This is a genomic window from Chroococcidiopsis sp. CCNUC1 (genome assembly GCF_023546805.1).
GTDB classification, from domain to species: Bacteria; Cyanobacteriota; Cyanobacteriia; order Cyanobacteriales; family Chroococcidiopsidaceae; genus Chroococcidiopsis; species Chroococcidiopsis thermalis.
The window spans coordinates 6,170,930-6,186,445 of the sequence record NZ_CP097480.1; the positions used below are offsets into that span (position 1 = coordinate 6,170,930).

General features: G+C 45.9%; 13 protein-coding genes and 1 pseudogene. 7 read left to right on the top strand and 7 right to left on the bottom strand.

Annotated features, from left to right (window positions below; genetic code table 11):
- Positions 1-110: 110 nt before the first annotated feature.
- Positions 111-1,439, bottom strand: coding sequence for a dihydroorotase (locus tag M5J74_RS28565; RefSeq protein ID WP_250014668.1), 1,329 nt, complete (start codon positions 1,437-1,439; stop codon positions 111-113).
- Between M5J74_RS28565 and M5J74_RS32970 the strand changes: the two genes are divergently transcribed.
- Both M5J74_RS32970 and lepB read left to right on the top strand, forming a co-directional pair.
- Positions 1,433-1,567: a hypothetical protein gene (locus M5J74_RS32970; RefSeq protein WP_256498643.1), complete on the top strand. Its 135-nt coding sequence runs from the start codon at positions 1,433-1,435 to the stop codon at positions 1,565-1,567. The two genes, M5J74_RS28565 and M5J74_RS32970, sit on opposite strands and share 7 nt — an antisense overlap.
- Positions 1,568-1,698: 131 nt before the next feature.
- Positions 1,699-2,277, top strand: a complete 579-nt coding sequence (gene lepB / locus M5J74_RS28570) for a signal peptidase I (protein ID WP_015157258.1) — start codon at positions 1,699-1,701, stop codon at positions 2,275-2,277.
- 8 nt (positions 2,278-2,285) lie between these two features.
- Here lepB and M5J74_RS33715 read toward each other — a convergent pair.
- Positions 2,286-3,628, bottom strand: a pseudogene (locus M5J74_RS33715) (dihydroorotase).
- Between the two features lie 123 nt (positions 3,629-3,751).
- A complete protein-coding gene (locus tag M5J74_RS28585; RefSeq protein WP_106170400.1) occupies positions 3,752-5,119 on the bottom strand; it encodes a histidine phosphatase family protein in 1,368 nt (455 codons plus the stop codon).
- 146 nt (positions 5,120-5,265) lie between these two features.
- Here M5J74_RS28585 and M5J74_RS28590 point away from each other — a divergent pair, with 146 nt between their 5' ends.
- The gene (locus M5J74_RS28590; RefSeq protein WP_250014674.1) at positions 5,266-6,948 is read left to right on the top strand and encodes a type II CAAX endopeptidase family protein; all 1,683 of its coding nucleotides are present in this window, start codon (positions 5,266-5,268) and stop codon (positions 6,946-6,948) included.
- 61 nt (positions 6,949-7,009) lie between these two features.
- Here M5J74_RS28590 and M5J74_RS28595 read toward each other — a convergent pair whose 3' ends face one another.
- Complete coding sequence (locus M5J74_RS28595) at positions 7,010-7,444, bottom strand: DUF29 domain-containing protein (protein ID WP_106168971.1); 435 nt, start codon at positions 7,442-7,444, stop codon at positions 7,010-7,012.
- Between the two features lie 332 nt (positions 7,445-7,776).
- Between M5J74_RS28595 and M5J74_RS28600 the strand changes: the two genes are divergently transcribed.
- The 3 genes from M5J74_RS28600 (at position 7,777) to M5J74_RS28610 (ending at position 11,552) form a co-directional block, all read left to right on the top strand.
- The gene (locus tag M5J74_RS28600; protein ID WP_250014676.1) at positions 7,777-8,250 is read left to right on the top strand and encodes an SHOCT domain-containing protein; all 474 of its coding nucleotides are present in this window, start codon (positions 7,777-7,779) and stop codon (positions 8,248-8,250) included.
- A gap of 135 nt (positions 8,251-8,385) precedes the next feature.
- Positions 8,386-11,013, top strand: coding sequence for a cation-translocating P-type ATPase (locus M5J74_RS28605; protein WP_250014678.1), 2,628 nt, complete (start codon positions 8,386-8,388; stop codon positions 11,011-11,013).
- A 116-nt stretch (positions 11,014-11,129) separates the two neighbouring features.
- Complete coding sequence (locus tag M5J74_RS28610; protein WP_015157263.1) at positions 11,130-11,552, top strand: FHA domain-containing protein; 423 nt, start codon at positions 11,130-11,132, stop codon at positions 11,550-11,552.
- 76 nt (positions 11,553-11,628) lie between these two features.
- Here the strand turns inward: M5J74_RS28610 and M5J74_RS28615 are convergent, their stop codons facing one another.
- The 3 genes from M5J74_RS28615 to M5J74_RS28625 all read right to left on the bottom strand — a co-directional run bounded on the left by M5J74_RS28615 (position 11,629) and on the right by M5J74_RS28625 (position 14,202).
- Positions 11,629-11,973, bottom strand: coding sequence for a hypothetical protein (locus M5J74_RS28615; protein ID WP_106168974.1), 345 nt, complete (start codon positions 11,971-11,973; stop codon positions 11,629-11,631).
- A 318-nt stretch (positions 11,974-12,291) separates the two neighbouring features.
- Complete coding sequence (locus M5J74_RS28620) at positions 12,292-13,164, bottom strand: transposase (protein ID WP_106168975.1); 873 nt, start codon at positions 13,162-13,164, stop codon at positions 12,292-12,294.
- A gap of 237 nt (positions 13,165-13,401) precedes the next feature.
- Positions 13,402-14,202, bottom strand: a complete 801-nt coding sequence (locus M5J74_RS28625) for a dienelactone hydrolase family protein (protein ID WP_250014679.1) — start codon at positions 14,200-14,202, stop codon at positions 13,402-13,404.
- 192 nt (positions 14,203-14,394) lie between these two features.
- Here M5J74_RS28625 and M5J74_RS28630 point away from each other — a divergent pair, with 192 nt between their 5' ends.
- Positions 14,395-15,279 carry an alpha/beta fold hydrolase gene (locus M5J74_RS28630; protein ID WP_106169572.1) on the top strand — a complete coding sequence of 295 codons (885 nt, stop codon included), beginning with the start codon at positions 14,395-14,397 and terminating at the stop codon, positions 15,277-15,279.
- The last annotated feature ends 237 nt before the right edge of the window (positions 15,280-15,516 follow it).

Below are 15,516 nucleotides of genomic sequence, written 5' to 3' on the forward strand. Positions count from 1 at the left end.
CAGAGAGCAGAGGGGCAGAGGTAGCAAGACAAGTCACAACGAATTCCGAATTCCGAATTCCGAATTCCGAATTCTCCCCACACCCTTTCTTCACTGATAACTGTCAACAATTACTCGCCAAAACTCAAAGCTTGCCCTCTAACTTGAGTATTTAACTTGCCGCGATCGTAGACGAGTTGACCGCCGACAATGGTGTAGGCAGCCCAACCAGTTAAATTCCAACCTTCAAAGGGACTCCAGCCACATTTTGTCTGTAATTCTTCTCGTCTGACGGGATGGTAGTTATTCAAATCGACGAGGACGAGATCGGCATCATAACCTGGGGCGATCGCCCCTTTATTAGGTATTTTGTAAGCTTTGGCTACAGCTGTAGACATCCAATGAGATACCTGGGCGACGGTACAGCGCCCTTGCATTGCCTGTGTCAGCATGAGAGGCAAAGATGTTTCTACCCCTGGCATACCAGAAGGTGTATTGGGATATTGCTGGGCTTTCTCTTCTAAGGTGTGTGGCGCATGGTCTGTGGCGATAAAATCGATGACACCATCGAGTAAAGCTTGCCAGAGAACTTCATTGTCGTGAGGCGATCGCAGGGGTGGATTCATCTGCGCCCAAGTCCCGATTGTTTCGTAAGCACTGGTATTGAGTAACAAGTGCTGGGGTGTAACTTCCGCCGTTACCCAACTCGGTTTGTCTTGCCGCAATAACTCCGCTTCTTCTGCTGTAGACATATGGAGAATATGCAGGCGACGTTGGTACTTTTTCGACAGTTTGAGCGCTAATTGTGTCGCTAGAAGCGCGGCTTGATTATCTTGAATTTGCGAGTGAATTGCCGGATCGTGAATGCCAGCAAATTCCTGTCGTCTTTGGTTAATGCGGGCTTGATCTTCAGCATGAACGGCAATTAAGCGATCGCCCCGTGCAAAAATTGCTTCTAAATACGCTTCTCCATCTACCAATAATGCCCCGTGCATCGAACCCATAAAAATCTTGATCCCTGGTGTGGGGTGGGCAGTCAGCAAGTCGGGGAGATTTTCAGCAGTTGCTCCGATAAAAAAGCCATAATTGACTACACACTTTTGCGCAGCTCGTTGTAGCTTGTCATCTAGCGTTTGTTGAGTCGTCGTCAGCGGACGAGTGTTAGGCATCTCCAAAAATGAAGTCACTCCACCCTTAGCACAAGCACAGCTAGCGGTGAATAAATCTTCTTTATGTTCCAGTCCTGGTTCGCGAAAGTGGACTTGCGGATCGATCGCCCCTGGTAGCAAAGTTAAACCCGTTGCGTCAATTTCCGTCACGGCTGCGTCGCTGGGAGTGGGAATATTTGGGGCAATTTCAACGATCTGGCGATCGCGAGTCAGAACATCTCCCAAGAGAAATTCTCCAGAGGGCAACAGAATACGAGCGTGGCGAATGAGTAAGCTAGAAGTAGATGACATATAGAACTGGTAAGTCGGAAGTTGGGAGACAAGGGAGACAAGGGAGACAAGGGAGAAAGAAATTTACAATCTCCACACCCTACACCCTACACCCTACACCCTACACCCTACACCCCACACCCCACTAGCCACTAGCCACTAGCCACTGATAACTGATAATAGAGAGAATACAATTTCTATAGATCCGATTAACAAGCAACATTTTTCACCAAGTTACGTTTTTTTACCTACTACCCCCTAAACACAAGATTTAGCATCTATGTCGCGAGTCCAAAATCAAGTGCCAGAGCAGAATTCTCCTCAAGACAACGAAGGTTCGTGGATTGGAGAACTAGGCAGAACAATTATCTTGAGTGTAATTTTGGCTTTGGGTATTCGTACCTTTGTGGCAGAAGCCCGCTGGATTCCCTCGGAATCAATGGTTCCGACACTCCAAAAGTATGACAAGCTGATTGTGGACAAAGTCAGTTATCATTTTGTCGAGCCGGAACGGGGCGATATTGTAGTATTTTCACCTACAGAGACAATTAAAAAAGATAATCCTAACCTGAAAGACGCTTTTATTAAACGCATTGTTGGACTGCCAGGGGATAAAGTAGAAGTTAAAGGAGAGCGGGTCTATATCAACGATCGCCCCTTACAGGAAAAGTATATTGAAGCTCCGCCACAGTACCAGTACGGACCTGTCACCGTACCACCGAATTCTTACCTAGTTTTAGGTGATAACCGCAACAACAGTTATGACAGTCATTTTTGGGGATTTGTCCCTAGAGATAATATCATTGGTCGGGCAATTGTCCGGTTTTGGCCTCTCAACCGAATTGGAGAGTTGAATTAAATTAGACTCTACAGCCAGATTTTGACAACGCGACCGTTGACTTGTTGACCCAACCAAGGGGTATTGTGAGAGCGAGATTTTAAAGTCTGCTGCGTCACAGTCCAAGTGTGTTGGGGGTCGAAGAGAATCAATTCCGCTGGCGAGTTGGGAGCGATCGCATTTACATTCTGTTGCAAGCACTCAGATGGACGGTGACTTAAGGCTTGCCATAACTCTAAGGCGGAAAATTCTCCAGTTGCTACGAGATTTTGCCAGAGTAAGGGTAAAGCGAGTTCTAAGCCAATTGCCCCAGCAGGTGCTTCCGCAAAGGCAACCGTTTTTTCTTCATAGGTATAGGGCGTGTGGTCGATCGCGATCGCGTCTATAACCCCCGTCCGCACGCCTTGGCGTAGGGCTACAACATCTTCAGGATTGCCTAAAGGTGGTTCTACCCGTAAAGCAGGATTGTAACTGCTCAAGGCTTTGGTATCGAGCAATAGATGCATCCAAGTCGTACTAGCGGTAATTGGTAAACCGCGTGCTTTTGCCGTTGCGATTAACTCAACGCTACGGGCAGTAGAAACCCGCATCAGATGCACGGAAGTACCAATCGCGGCAACTAATTCTAGCAGAGCAGCCAGAGCAGTTGTTTCGGCGATCGCGGGGTTTCCTGGTAAGCCAGATCGCATAGAGTAAACACCCTCTCGCACCACTCCATTGCCAACCAGACCACGGTGACAAGCGCAGAGCGCTACTGGCTTATCTAAAGGTTTGAGATATTCCAACATCCGCCGCAACAGCCCCCAATTTTCAATTGGCTGACCGTCAGCAAAACCCACAATTCCCGCCGCTCCCAATTCTGCTAACTCCGTCATTTGCTGTCCCTGGACTCCGGTTGTGAGCGCACCCCAAAAAGAGAGCTGGGGGAGCTGAGGGAGCTGAGGGAGCTGAGGAGACAAGGGAGAGGGGAAGACAAGGGAGCAAATTTCTCAGTTCTTCCTTGTCCCCCTTGTCCCCCTTGTCCCTTTCCCAGTAGCCTAGACACCACAGCCGAGTTATCCACAGGCGGAACGGTATCGGGTAACAAATTAACGCGCGTGAAGCCGCCAGCAGCAGCTGCTGCTGCAAGAGTTGCCAGCGTCTCTCGTTCTTCAAACCCTGGTTCTCCCGAATGGCTGTAGAGATCTACCAGCCCCGTGCCTAAGATCGAGCCTTGACAGTCATTAACTTGAGTATCAGCTGGATAATCGGTCAATTGTGGCGCTATTGCCGCGATCGCGCCATCTACAATTAACACGTCACATGCTTGGCGATCGCTCCCCGTCACCGGATCGATAACCCGTACTTGTCGTAGTAATTCACTCATCGTCATTTGTCATTTGTCATACCCTACGGGAAGGGCTTCGCCCTATGTCATTTGTAATAAATCGTGGTTAGTTGTTCTTGGTTTTGACTTTTGACTTTTGACTTTTGACTTATTCATGACCAATGATATTTACAACGCTCCAGCTGCGGTCTTGTCGAGTACGCCTCCGCCTAAGTGGGTGGTAATATTCATTGCTTGCAACACGGGTAAACCATTTAAGCCTTGAGGATAATCAATGACTGTCACGGCTCCGTTACCTTGGCGGAAGTTCCAAAACTGAGCGGTGGATAAACCTAAAACGTGGCATAGCAAAACTTTGTTTGTGGCATCGTGTGCCACCACTATACCTGTCTGAGGGCGATCGGTGACCGAAGATAGCATTGTCTGCCAATCAACAACGCTGCGTTCCCAGACTTGCTGTAAATTTTCTCCTTCTGGCATTTGCACCTCACCTGGTACTGTCCGCCACCGTTCTAGTTCCCCTGGAAATGTTTGTTCGATTTCTGCTTCTAATTTTCCTTCCCAAAGTCCGTGACCGATTTCTCTGAGTCCGTCATATAACTTCAGTTGAGTTTCCGGGTGATGCTGCAAAATAATTTCGGCTGTTTCCTTGGGACGCAGCATCGGACTGCTGAAGGCAAAATCGAGTTTTACGGTTTTGAGAAATTCTGCGGCTTTACGGGCTTGTTCTCTGCCATTGTCATTGAGGGGAACGTCTATTTGCCCTTGAAATTTGGTCTGGCGATTCCACTCGGTTTCGCCATGCCGAATCAGTAAGATTCTTTGTCCTTGATGGTTCGGTCGGAAAGATGGTAAAACATCTCTGCCCAGGTGGGCGAGTTGATTCATTGATTCAAGCTGTACGGAACCGCCTTGACCCTGACTTTCACTAGGCGGGAAGGGGGGTTTAAAATTTAAAACGCTAATCCCGCAATTGGATTGTTGGATGGAATGATAGCGGCTGGGAGAAATGCCAATTGCGGTACTGAGGAGGGCGCGGTTAATGCCGTTGTGTCCCACAATTAAGATAGTTTCCCCAGCATGGCGGGAGAGAATATCTTGCCAAAATTGCCGTGCTTGTTGATAGAGGGCGAGGACGGGAAAATGCTCTTTTGTGCCTTGAGGCGTTTGTAGCTCCATTTTGAATTCGTGAGGAAACTCGTGCCACAAGCGGTAATCTGTGGGAAATTTCTCCTTGACTTCATGGACTGTGAGCTTTTCCCATAAGGGTAAGTCAATTTCTAGTAATTGTTCTGTAACTGTTAGAGGTGTTGTCGTGGCAAAACAGTTGCGAACGATTTCTGCTGTTTGTCTGGCACGTTGCAGCGGGCTGGAGTAGATAGCGGCAAAGTTGAGATTGCTCAGGGCTGCGCCGACTTTGAGGGCATCTTCACGCCCTTGTTCTGTTAAGACTGAAACATCGCTACGTCCTTGGATGCGACGTTCGGCGTTATAGCTGCTTTGTCCGTGGCGCACGATTACAACACGAGTGGTCATTTAGATAAGAGCTAAGGTTTAGAATTCAAATTTATTGCCAGGGTCATTTTAACTTGCAGCGATCGCCATCGCTAGGGAAAAATTTTTCCCCCTGGCTGTTTCTTGCCATAATGCTCAAGAAGGGCGATCGCATTCTAGAGTGTGGCATGACAATTAAGCGGGTAGTTTTAAGTGTGTTGACGGTGTTAACAGTTTTACTGGCTGGAGCATCTTTATGGCAAAGTTGGCAGCAGCCCCAGTTTCAAAGTCGCTTGGAACTCTACGAAACTAATCTTCTCTTGCGTGCTGCCGAGTGGCAACCCCAAGATAGTGGGGGTAAAGATTTGACTAATGCTCGTAAAGCTTTGTTGGGAGATAAGCCCATAGAATCAGCAATCGAGCAATATCAGGAAGCTAAGACTTCTACCCAGAAAAACATTAAGAAAGCTTTAGCACAACTCAAACAAGCGCGATCTCTACCTGAATCCGCACCAGCTACTCCTCAGCCTAAATCTGCCACTCCACCAGTGACAGAAACGTCTCGTGCTAACCAAGAGACTATATCACAGCGATCGCTCGCTCGACTAGAAAAACTCAACGCCGAACTCACCTTACGCTTGGGAATTCTCCAAGCACAGCAAGGAAAGACGGCGGAGGCGGTGAAGACTTGGGAAGAGTTGATAAGACAAGGGGGACAAGGGGGACAAGGGGGACAAGGGGGACAAGGGGGACAAGGGGGACAAGGGGGACAGGGGGAGAGTATTTCACTTACGACACCCCACACCCCACACCCTACACCCTACACCCCAATTATTGAAACAGCTAACGCCCTCATCGGACTGTGGAGCAATCCGGCGCGGTTGTTGCCTGACGCACAGCAGTTGATTCAAACTAATTTAGACGGATGGTTTCGCGATCGCGCTTTGTTGCGTCTCTACGAACTTCAGCAACGACAAGATGCATTTGCACAACTACAAGCGACACAACAAGAATTAGCCGAACGGGCAATTGTCAAGCTAGCAATTATTGGTAGTTTACCCTGGTTGGCAGGCGTGACTGGCTTAGGGTTGCTGATTTTTTTGATAGCTCAGAGATTGAGAAAAGGCAAAGAATCTGTTCTATCTCGAAATGAAGATACAGTTTGGGTTACACCTTGGACTGGGGAAATAGTTTGGCAAGTATTTATTGTCGGTTTTTTCCTGATGGGACAAGTGTTAATTCCCCTAACACTTTCATTCCTTGGTGTCAAGCCTGTAGGCGGACAAATTAGGATTCAGGCTTTCTACGTTTTGGTTAATTACTTACTACTAGCTGCGGGAGGGCTGGGAGTTTTATATTTATCGATTAAATCGTTTTTTCCCCTCCCTGAAGGCTGGTTTCGTTTTAACTGGCGAAGTAACTGGATATTATGGGGTTTTGGTGGGTATTGCGTTGCTTTGCCTTTGGTATTGATCGTGTCAATTATCAATCAACAATTGTGGCAAGGGCAAGGCGGTAGCAATCCGCTCTTATCGTTAGCATTGGAAGCACGAGATAGTGTAGCTTTGAGTATATTCTTTTTTACTGCCGCGATCGCTGCTCCTTTGTTTGAAGAATTTCTGTTTCGCGGTTTTCTGTTACCTTCTCTTACCAGATATATGTCTGTTTGGTGGGCAATTATTTTGAGCGCTTTCTTGTTTGCCTTAGCTCATCTCAGTCTTTCAGAAATTTTACCGTTGATGACGTTGGGAATAATTTTAGGGATAGTTTACACGCGATCGCGCAATCTTTTAGCACCAATGTTGCTGCACAGTTTGTGGAATAGTGGGACGCTGGTGAGTTTGTATATTTTGGGGAGTGGTGCTACTTGAGAAAGTCAAAAGTTAAAAGTCAAAAGTCACAACTTTGGAAAAGAGAGTATAGGCAATTGCATCAGCTTGGCAAAAATTCAAAATCCAATATTTGCGACAAGCTGTAGGGACATTCAATAGGAAAATGCTGTAAAAATATTGTTGTTTCTTCTGCGGCTTGCTCGCTTGCCCTAGTATAAACAAGCGGTAAGACTTCTACTAAGAAATCGCCAGCTAAACTCGGATTATCTTGTAATAAATCACTCAGTTCAGTTCTAGCATTGCGAATCGAAGCTTTCCAACTATTACTACGATGTTCTGGTTGATATTGCCATTTGAGCAGATGCATTAATAAAATTACTAAATGGCTTTTTACTGCCCTTTTTTCGCTTCTGCCCAAAGTCTCGATTTCCTCAATTAAATTATCCCAGTCTACCAAATTATATTGTTTATCTTTTATCATCTGGACAGTCTGTTGCGTCCATTGATAAAAGTCTTTTTCGTAAAGATTTTTCATGGTACGATTATCACTCTACTGTCCTATTAAGGTCATCTGCTGCTAGCGTAGCATAAGGTGAGTTGAGTATTGTGTGGAAAAAAGGTTACATGCGATCGCACAATCTTTTTGCTCCAATGCTGCTATGTCCGAGAGCTTGAGTCAGCAAAATTTAAGAAATATTAAATTCGCGATGGTTTTGATGCATGTAGTAGCTAACTGGGAACGCTATCTATTGAAATAGCCAGCAATAGTAGTGCTGCTTGTCAGGTAGGTAATACCTATTTTGACTAATATCAAAAAATCAAATTTTTCATTCCAAACTTGGAACTTTAGTTGATTTTATCGGAATCATGAATAATTCTATCTATGCATTTCACTTTTCAATAGCCAAACTTAGGTCTGACATAGGTAAAAATGCCTTTTTTAAGCAGATAATTCACATCTACACAGATCGAGTTGTAGCCGAGATTTGTGGGGAAACAATTGATATTACTCAACTAGATTTGACCGATATGGGCGATCTCAATAAATGGGACAGGGAAAAACAGTATTTTTTTCAAGTAATTTTAAATGATGGTAGAAAGCTAGTTGGCTATGTTGAAAAGGAAAGAAGGCAAGAATTTATGACGGCAAAGAAAGCCATAAAAGCTGCTAAAAAAGCTTATAAGGACAGCAATTCTAACTCGGATAACTCAGCCAAAAAATCTGGTTATAGAACTTCTGGGATAGCTAGACAAATTGAGTCTCTTTCAATACTTCATGCCCAAGGTGTCATAAATGATGCTGAGTTTGAAGCCGCGAAAAGAAAAATTCTTGGTATTTAACTTAGCTTGTAAGTTTTGAAAAAGCTTTAAATTTGGTTAAAAACAATTTGTACGAATCAGCAGGCTTTCTTTACTGGTGGCAATAACGCTAGAGTGGTTACTGAGCCTTTTTTGCAAGTCACTCTTAGTTGTCATATGCAACTTGTCCCAAAAACCGAACCACAGCCAGTAGATACTAGCGCGATCGCCACGTCAACCGAAAGCATTACTCTGGATGTCCAGGGAATGAAGTGCGCGGGTTGTGTCAAAACTGTAGAAAAACAATTATCTCAACATCCCGGCGTAATTTCTGCTTGCGTGAATCTGGTGACGGAAGTTGCAGTTGTAGAGTGCGAAACTGGTGCAGTCGAACCAGCCGTCTTAGCAGAAAGATTAACGGCGGCGGGGTTTACAACGCAAGCAAGGACAGCGGAAACAGCACAAACAAACGTTGGCGAAGATGTTGAAGAAAAACATCGCCAAAAAATGCGATCGGCACAGAGACAACTGACAGTAGCATCCATACTGCTCGTTCTCTCTAGTATCGGGCATTTGAGCGAGTTAGGCGGACCAGTCTTACCGATTTTAAGTAATATCTGGTTTCACTGCGGTTTAGCTACAGTTACCCTACTCCTACCAGCACGAGAAATTTTAGTAGATGGCTGGCGAGGATTACGTCACAACGCGCCGAATATGAATACTTTAGTGGGCTTAGGCGCACTAACGGCATATACGGCAAGCCTGATAGCTTTACTCTTCCCTCAACTGGGTTGGGAGTGCTTCTTTGACGAACCCGTGATGTTGCTGGGATTTATTTTACTGGGCAGGACGTTAGAACAACAAGCCAGAGGACGCGCCGCCACCGCATTTAGAAATTTACTTGCACTACAACCCCAAGTTGCACGATTAATTCCAAATCCAGAAAAAGTCACGTCCCAGGGACAAAATACGAGTATTGAAATTCCTGCCGATCGCGTCCGTGTTGGAGAATGGTTGCAAGTCTTACCATCGGAAAAAATTCCCGTGGATGGGGAAGTGGCGATCGGACAAACAACAGTAGATGAGTCGATGCTGACAGGGGAATCGATTCCCGTGATGAAACAAATCGGGGATACTGTAGCAGCGGGGACGTTAAATCAATCGGGTGCGATCGCCATTCGCGCCACTCGTACAGGTAAGGATACCACCCTATCTCAAATTGTGGCATTAGTAGAAGCAGCCCAAACCCGTAAGGCTCCAGTGCAGAAATTAGCCGATACGGTAGCTGGTTATTTTACCTACAGCGTGCTAACAGTTGCAGCTTTAACATTTACCTTTTGGTACTTTTTCGGCACTCATATTTGGTCTGATGTCTTAACTGTGACAGATTGGCATCACGCGCATCACTCGCTACACACTCAACATTTAGCTCATTACTACGCCACGCATCACTTCTGTACGGGCGCACAGCCGTGCGCCCCTACGCACTATTCTCCCTTATTGCTCAGTTTAAAACTGGCGATCGCGGTGATGGTTGTTGCCTGTCCCTGCGCCTTGGGACTCGCTACTCCTACAGCAATTTTAGTCGGTACGGGTATGGCAGCCGAACGGGGATTGTTAATTAAAGGTGGGGATGTCCTCGAACGAGTACACCAACTGGACACAGTGGTATTTGATAAAACTGGAACCCTAACCACTGGGTGTCCCGTGGTGACGGATTGTATTGAAGTCGGGAGTCGGCAGTCGGGAGTCGGCAGTCGGGAAGACAGCGACAAGGGAGAAGATCTAGCCACTAGCCACCAGCCACTAACCACTCACTCCTCACTCCTCACTCCTCACTCCTCACTCCTACAATTAGTAGCAGCGGCGGAAAGCGGATCGATTCATCCTCTGGCGACAGCAATTCAACAGGAAGCCAAGCAACAGGGTTTATCAATTCCAGTAGCGAGTGAATTTCATACCGCACCAGGATTGGGAGTATCTGCTGTAGTCGAAGGACAACAGGTATTCCTGGGTAATGAAGACTGGTTGACTCAACAGGGAATAGCGATCGATGAAGCCACGCAAACCCAAGCTCAAACACTTGCAGCCGCAGGTAAAACAACGATCTACATTGCTGTAGCGGGGCAGTTAGCAGGTCTAATTGCGGTGATGGATACCCCCAGACCAGAGGCAAAGAAAACCGTTGAGAGCCTGCAAAAAATGGGGCTGAGAGTCATTATTTTAACTGGAGATAGACAAGAAGTTGCGAGTGCGATCGCCCAACAACTGGGCATCAAGCAAGTCTTTGCCAACATCCGCCCCGACGGAAAAGCAGGAGTGATTCAAGAACTTCAGCAAAGAAGGATAAGAGGACAAGGAGACAACGGAACAATTCAAAATTCAAAATTAATTCCGAATTCCGAATTCCGAATTCCGAATTCTTTCTCAGTAGTCGCCATGATTGGAGACGGAATCAACGACGCGCCAGCCTTAGCTCAAGCTGATGTGGGGATTGCCTTGCAAGCTGGAACAGATGTAGCGATGGAGACGGCTGGGATCGTGCTGATGGGAACGAAATTAACCGATGTTGTGGAAGCAATTCATCTTAGTAGAGCGACATTTAACAAAATTCGCCAAAATCTATTTTGGGCATTTGCTTATAATGTTTGCGGAATTCCCATCGCAGCAGGTGTATTACTACCAATATCGGGATTCGTCCTCAGTCCTGCGGCGGCGGGAGCGCTGATGGCATTTAGTTCTGTTAGTGTCGTCAGTAACTCCTTGTTATTACGTCGTTTAAAAAATAGACTCGATCTCAACTAATCGAGGTTAAACTAGGTCAAGAATGATTACTCAAGAGTGTGGTTGAGTAATGGATACCTCAAAAGGTTACATATTCTAGAGAGTCAAAACCTACAACAAATCACAACCCGCTTTCAATGCCTTCACAACCCAATCAGAACCATCTACTAATTATAGAAGACGATCAAGGGCGCAAAGAGTTTGTTTTAGACGGTCCTGTTTATTCTATTGGTAGAGACTCCCGCTGCGATATTCGGCTGTTTTCACAGTTTGTATCTCGCCGCCATGCCACTTTAGTTCGATTGCCACAGGAGGATGGCAGTTCCTTCTATCGAATTGTAGACGGTGATGCTAAGGGCAAGCCGAGTGCTAATGGATTATTAATTAACGGTCGCAAGCTTCAAGTCCACGACCTGCAAGATGAGGATGAAGTTGTTTTTGGTCCGAGGGTACGGGCAATCTACTATCTCCTCAAACGCGATACTATTCCCTCAGCGCCACTAGATGAATATGACGTGACGCTGATTGGACCCAATATGATGCCAGATTTTGACGATTAGACCAATTCGCAAAACAGCAACCTGGATGCAAACTCATGCAGGAAGGCAGAAGGTAGAAGGCTTCGATCTGAATCGACTAAACCGCAGTTTCTACTAACTGCCATTGGCAATTATCTACGATCGCCTGCTTGACTAAATTAAATATTTGGTAGCAGTGATTATCTGTTTGAAGTGGTAGTTCTTCATTTTTGACAATCAAATCTACCCGTGTTGCTGAGGTAGTAGCGGTAGTTTTATCGATGAGTGCTTCCACCTTGACTAGCTTTGAAAACGAGACTTGACCCAGACGTTCTCGCGCCATCATGTAATCGCTGTTATCGTGTTGAATATCTAAATGGCACGAGTGCAAAACTTGACTCAATAATTGACGCAAAAACTCTACATCATCTGCAACTGTAAACGAACAAGTATAGCGAGCCATAGCAAACACCCCTCACCTGGGTAATAGTCGATACTATAATAGCCAAGCTTTCATTGAGTGTCCCTGAAAAATTACGTAGACACCTCCAGTCAAGTTGCTGCTCCAAAAGTCAAAAGTCAAAATTAACTTTGAGTTCTAAATTGATTTGGTCAATCAAATGGTGACTAAATGTTGGAATTGATGTTGGAACTGAAGGTATTGAGAAATTATTTCAGCAGATATTGTGGATTGCCGAGCGACAGCAAGCATCCTCAACAGCAAACTTTTAAGAGAACGCCATTGCTCGGACTATAATCCAAAATCTCAAATCTAAAATTTTTAGATTCTACCTCCGTTTAAGAAAGCTGCTAAAGCCTCTTCCCAACTGGGAATGAGTTTGGCAGTTTGCACGGAGTTAGCAGTAGCATGGGTGGATGGTTGTACTTGATTCGTGCCAGAAGTTGTGATGCGAACGATTCGCTTTTGCACGTATTCAGCAATTTTGTCATTAAAAATGCCAATCTGCCGATCGAGAAAATCAATGTGATTTAGGTGATTGGCAATTAGGAAGCGATGGTGCGATCGCACGGGTTGAAAATAGGAATCCTGCGGCTGCTGCTGGCGTAGATCGATCGCGATATCGCTGACATTAGAAGTATTCGTTTCTCCTTCGGCGATCGCCACTAGTAAAGCACGGGCAGAGATGTGCATGATATCGCTAACCATAGATACGAGTTTAACGTTGGCTGATTCTAAAACTTTGTAAAGGCGATCGACCACACTCAGGCGTTCTTTGACTAAGAAATGACGCTGGCGCATCAAGTCTCGTAAGTCTCTTTGCGGTACGGGGTGAATAAAACTGTTGCGGATCAAACCATGACGCAGCAATTCGGCTAGCCATTCAAAATCCGGCGTATCGGTATTACGTCCTGGCACATCTTTGATCCGCTGGGCATTGACAACTAAAACGCTAAAATTAGCTTCCAGAATGTGATAAACCGTTTTCCAGTCTTCACCAGTAATATCTAATGCGATATGAGTCACGCCATTGCTTCCTAGCCAATCAGATAAAGCTAGTAAGTCCGGCACTTTATTGTTGAAGCTGTGCGTCTGACTTACCCTCTCTCCTTTTGAGTTTGAGGTAATACAGCACGCCAGTACAGCTTTTTTCTGGACATCCAAACCCGCACAGTAAGGGTGTATTACTTCCATATAAATCGGACAGCTAGACTAATTTAGTTAGGCTAGCGGAGCAACAGCATAGTGTGCAACTAGTTAAACTACATACTTGTATAAAAAGGGCTAAAGGGGAGTCGCAGAAGAGAGCTGAGGGAGCAGAGGGGCAGAGGGGCAGAGGGGCAGAGGAAGCAGAGGAGCGACAAACAACCATCAACCATCAACCCATTACCCATTACCCATTACCCATTACCCATTACCCATTACCCATTATCATTTCAAATACTGTTGAAAGAAATTCATAGTCATTTCCCATGCTTCTTTGGCTGGGGCAGCGGCGTAGCTATCGCGGCGATCGCTTAAAAAGCCATGTCCGGCATCGGGAAAGACGGTGAGAATATAACGTTTTTTGGCTTGGGAAAGGGCTTGGCTAATACGGGCATGTTCGTCGGCGGCTATCATCTCATCATCCGCGCCGTAAATTAACATAATGGGCGATCGCATGGCATCAACTCGATCTAGTAGGGGCTTCCGCCCTATTTTGTCCACGGCGATGCCACTACCGTAAAAACTTACTACTGCTTTAAGCCGATCGGCGTGAGCGGCATTGGCTAGAAATGCATGTCTGCCACCCATACAAAAACCCGTCACGCCAATTTTATCGGCAGCTACCTCTTGGCGTTTGGCTAAGAAGTCTAAACCTTGTCCGACTTCAGCCATTACGGTGTCGTCATTTAAAGATTTCAGTTTGGCTACTGCTGCTTGTATATCCTTGTATTCATAAACATCGCCATGATAGAAATCTGGGGCAAGGGCAACATAGCCTGCTTGGGCAAAGCGATCGCAGACATTTTTAATATTTGGGTTTAAGCCAAATGCCTCCATAAAGACCATGATGGCGGGAAAAGTGCCGCTGCCTTGAGGACGAACGTAATATCCCTGTAAATCTTTACCCAAAGTAACCGTTTCGCCTTTGGCTGTAGGTTTGGTTTGAGCGTTGCCCTTGCCTGCCTGTACCAGTAGAGGTGTAGTAGCAACACCAGCAGATAAAATCAATAAATCGCGTCTGTTCATGAGGTTCGGTCAATAAAAAAAATAACGATTGGGATTTAGCTTAATTCGAGCGTGCATCCCCGTAAACAAGTTATTCTCTTACAGCAATAATTGCTGGTACTTGGCGCTACTCTCCACGCTCAGCGCTGGCGTGTCTAGCAAAAATATGTACGATCTATAAAGACAACCATTCATAAATCTTCATACCCCCTCGTGATTACTCCGCAGCTAGCATCGACGGCATCTATCGAGAAACAGATTTGGCACTGGCAAGGCTACAAGATTCAATATACCGTCATGGGCGAGGGTAACCCCTTGATGCTCGTACATGGCTTCGGTGCTTCAATCGGTCACTGGCGCAAAAATATCCCCGCGTTGGCGGCTGGTGGTTATCGAGTCTTTGCCATAGACTTACTTGGTTTTGGTGGTTCTGATAAGCCGCCACTCAACTATACGATGGAAGTATGGCAAGAACTACTAAAAGATTTTTGGACGGAACACATTCAAAAGCCTACGGTATTTGTCGGTAACTCGATTGGGGCGCTGCTAAGCTTGATGACAGTTGCCAACCATCCAGAGATAGCTGCTGGGGGAATTTTAATTAACTGTGCGGGGGGATTATCTCACCGTCCCCACGAACTCAATCCACCTTTACGAGTGGTGATGTCGGCGTTTAATCGCTTGGTACGTTCTCAAATTACGGGAAAAATTATTTTCAATCGGGTTCGCCAAAAGCCCCAGATTCGCCGGACTTTACTTCAGGTTTACCGCAACCGAGAAGCCGTAACAGATGAACTAGTAGATATTTTACATGCGCCTTCCTGTGACCCCGGAGCGCAACAAGTATTTGCTTCCATTTTAGCTGCGCCTCCTGGTCCCACCATTGCAGAACTTTTACCGAACGTCCAGCATCCTCTCTTGGTGATTTGGGGTGCGGACGATCCTTGGACACCAATTACTGGTGCTAAGATTTTTCAACAAGTAAAGGAGAAGGGGCACAATGTTGAAATTGTTCCCATTCCTAATGCTGGTCATTGTCCTCACGATGAAGTTCCAGAATTGGTCAATGCGCAAATATTAGAATGGCTTGATAGTTAACATGTAGAGACATTACATGTATCGTCTCTAGCGGTTTTCAATTGGATGCAATACACGTCTGGTAGGGGCGCTTTCTCTGTGCGCCCCTACAAATGTTATCCACACAATCGAGAATTGCTATAAACTCTTCTGGCTTATCGAAAAATGCAGGCAATAAAAAACCTGGCTGCTGCGATCGCCCGTTCAAATGAATGTATACAGTAGAGACTTTCTGTGGAAAGTCTCTACTGCCTTTGG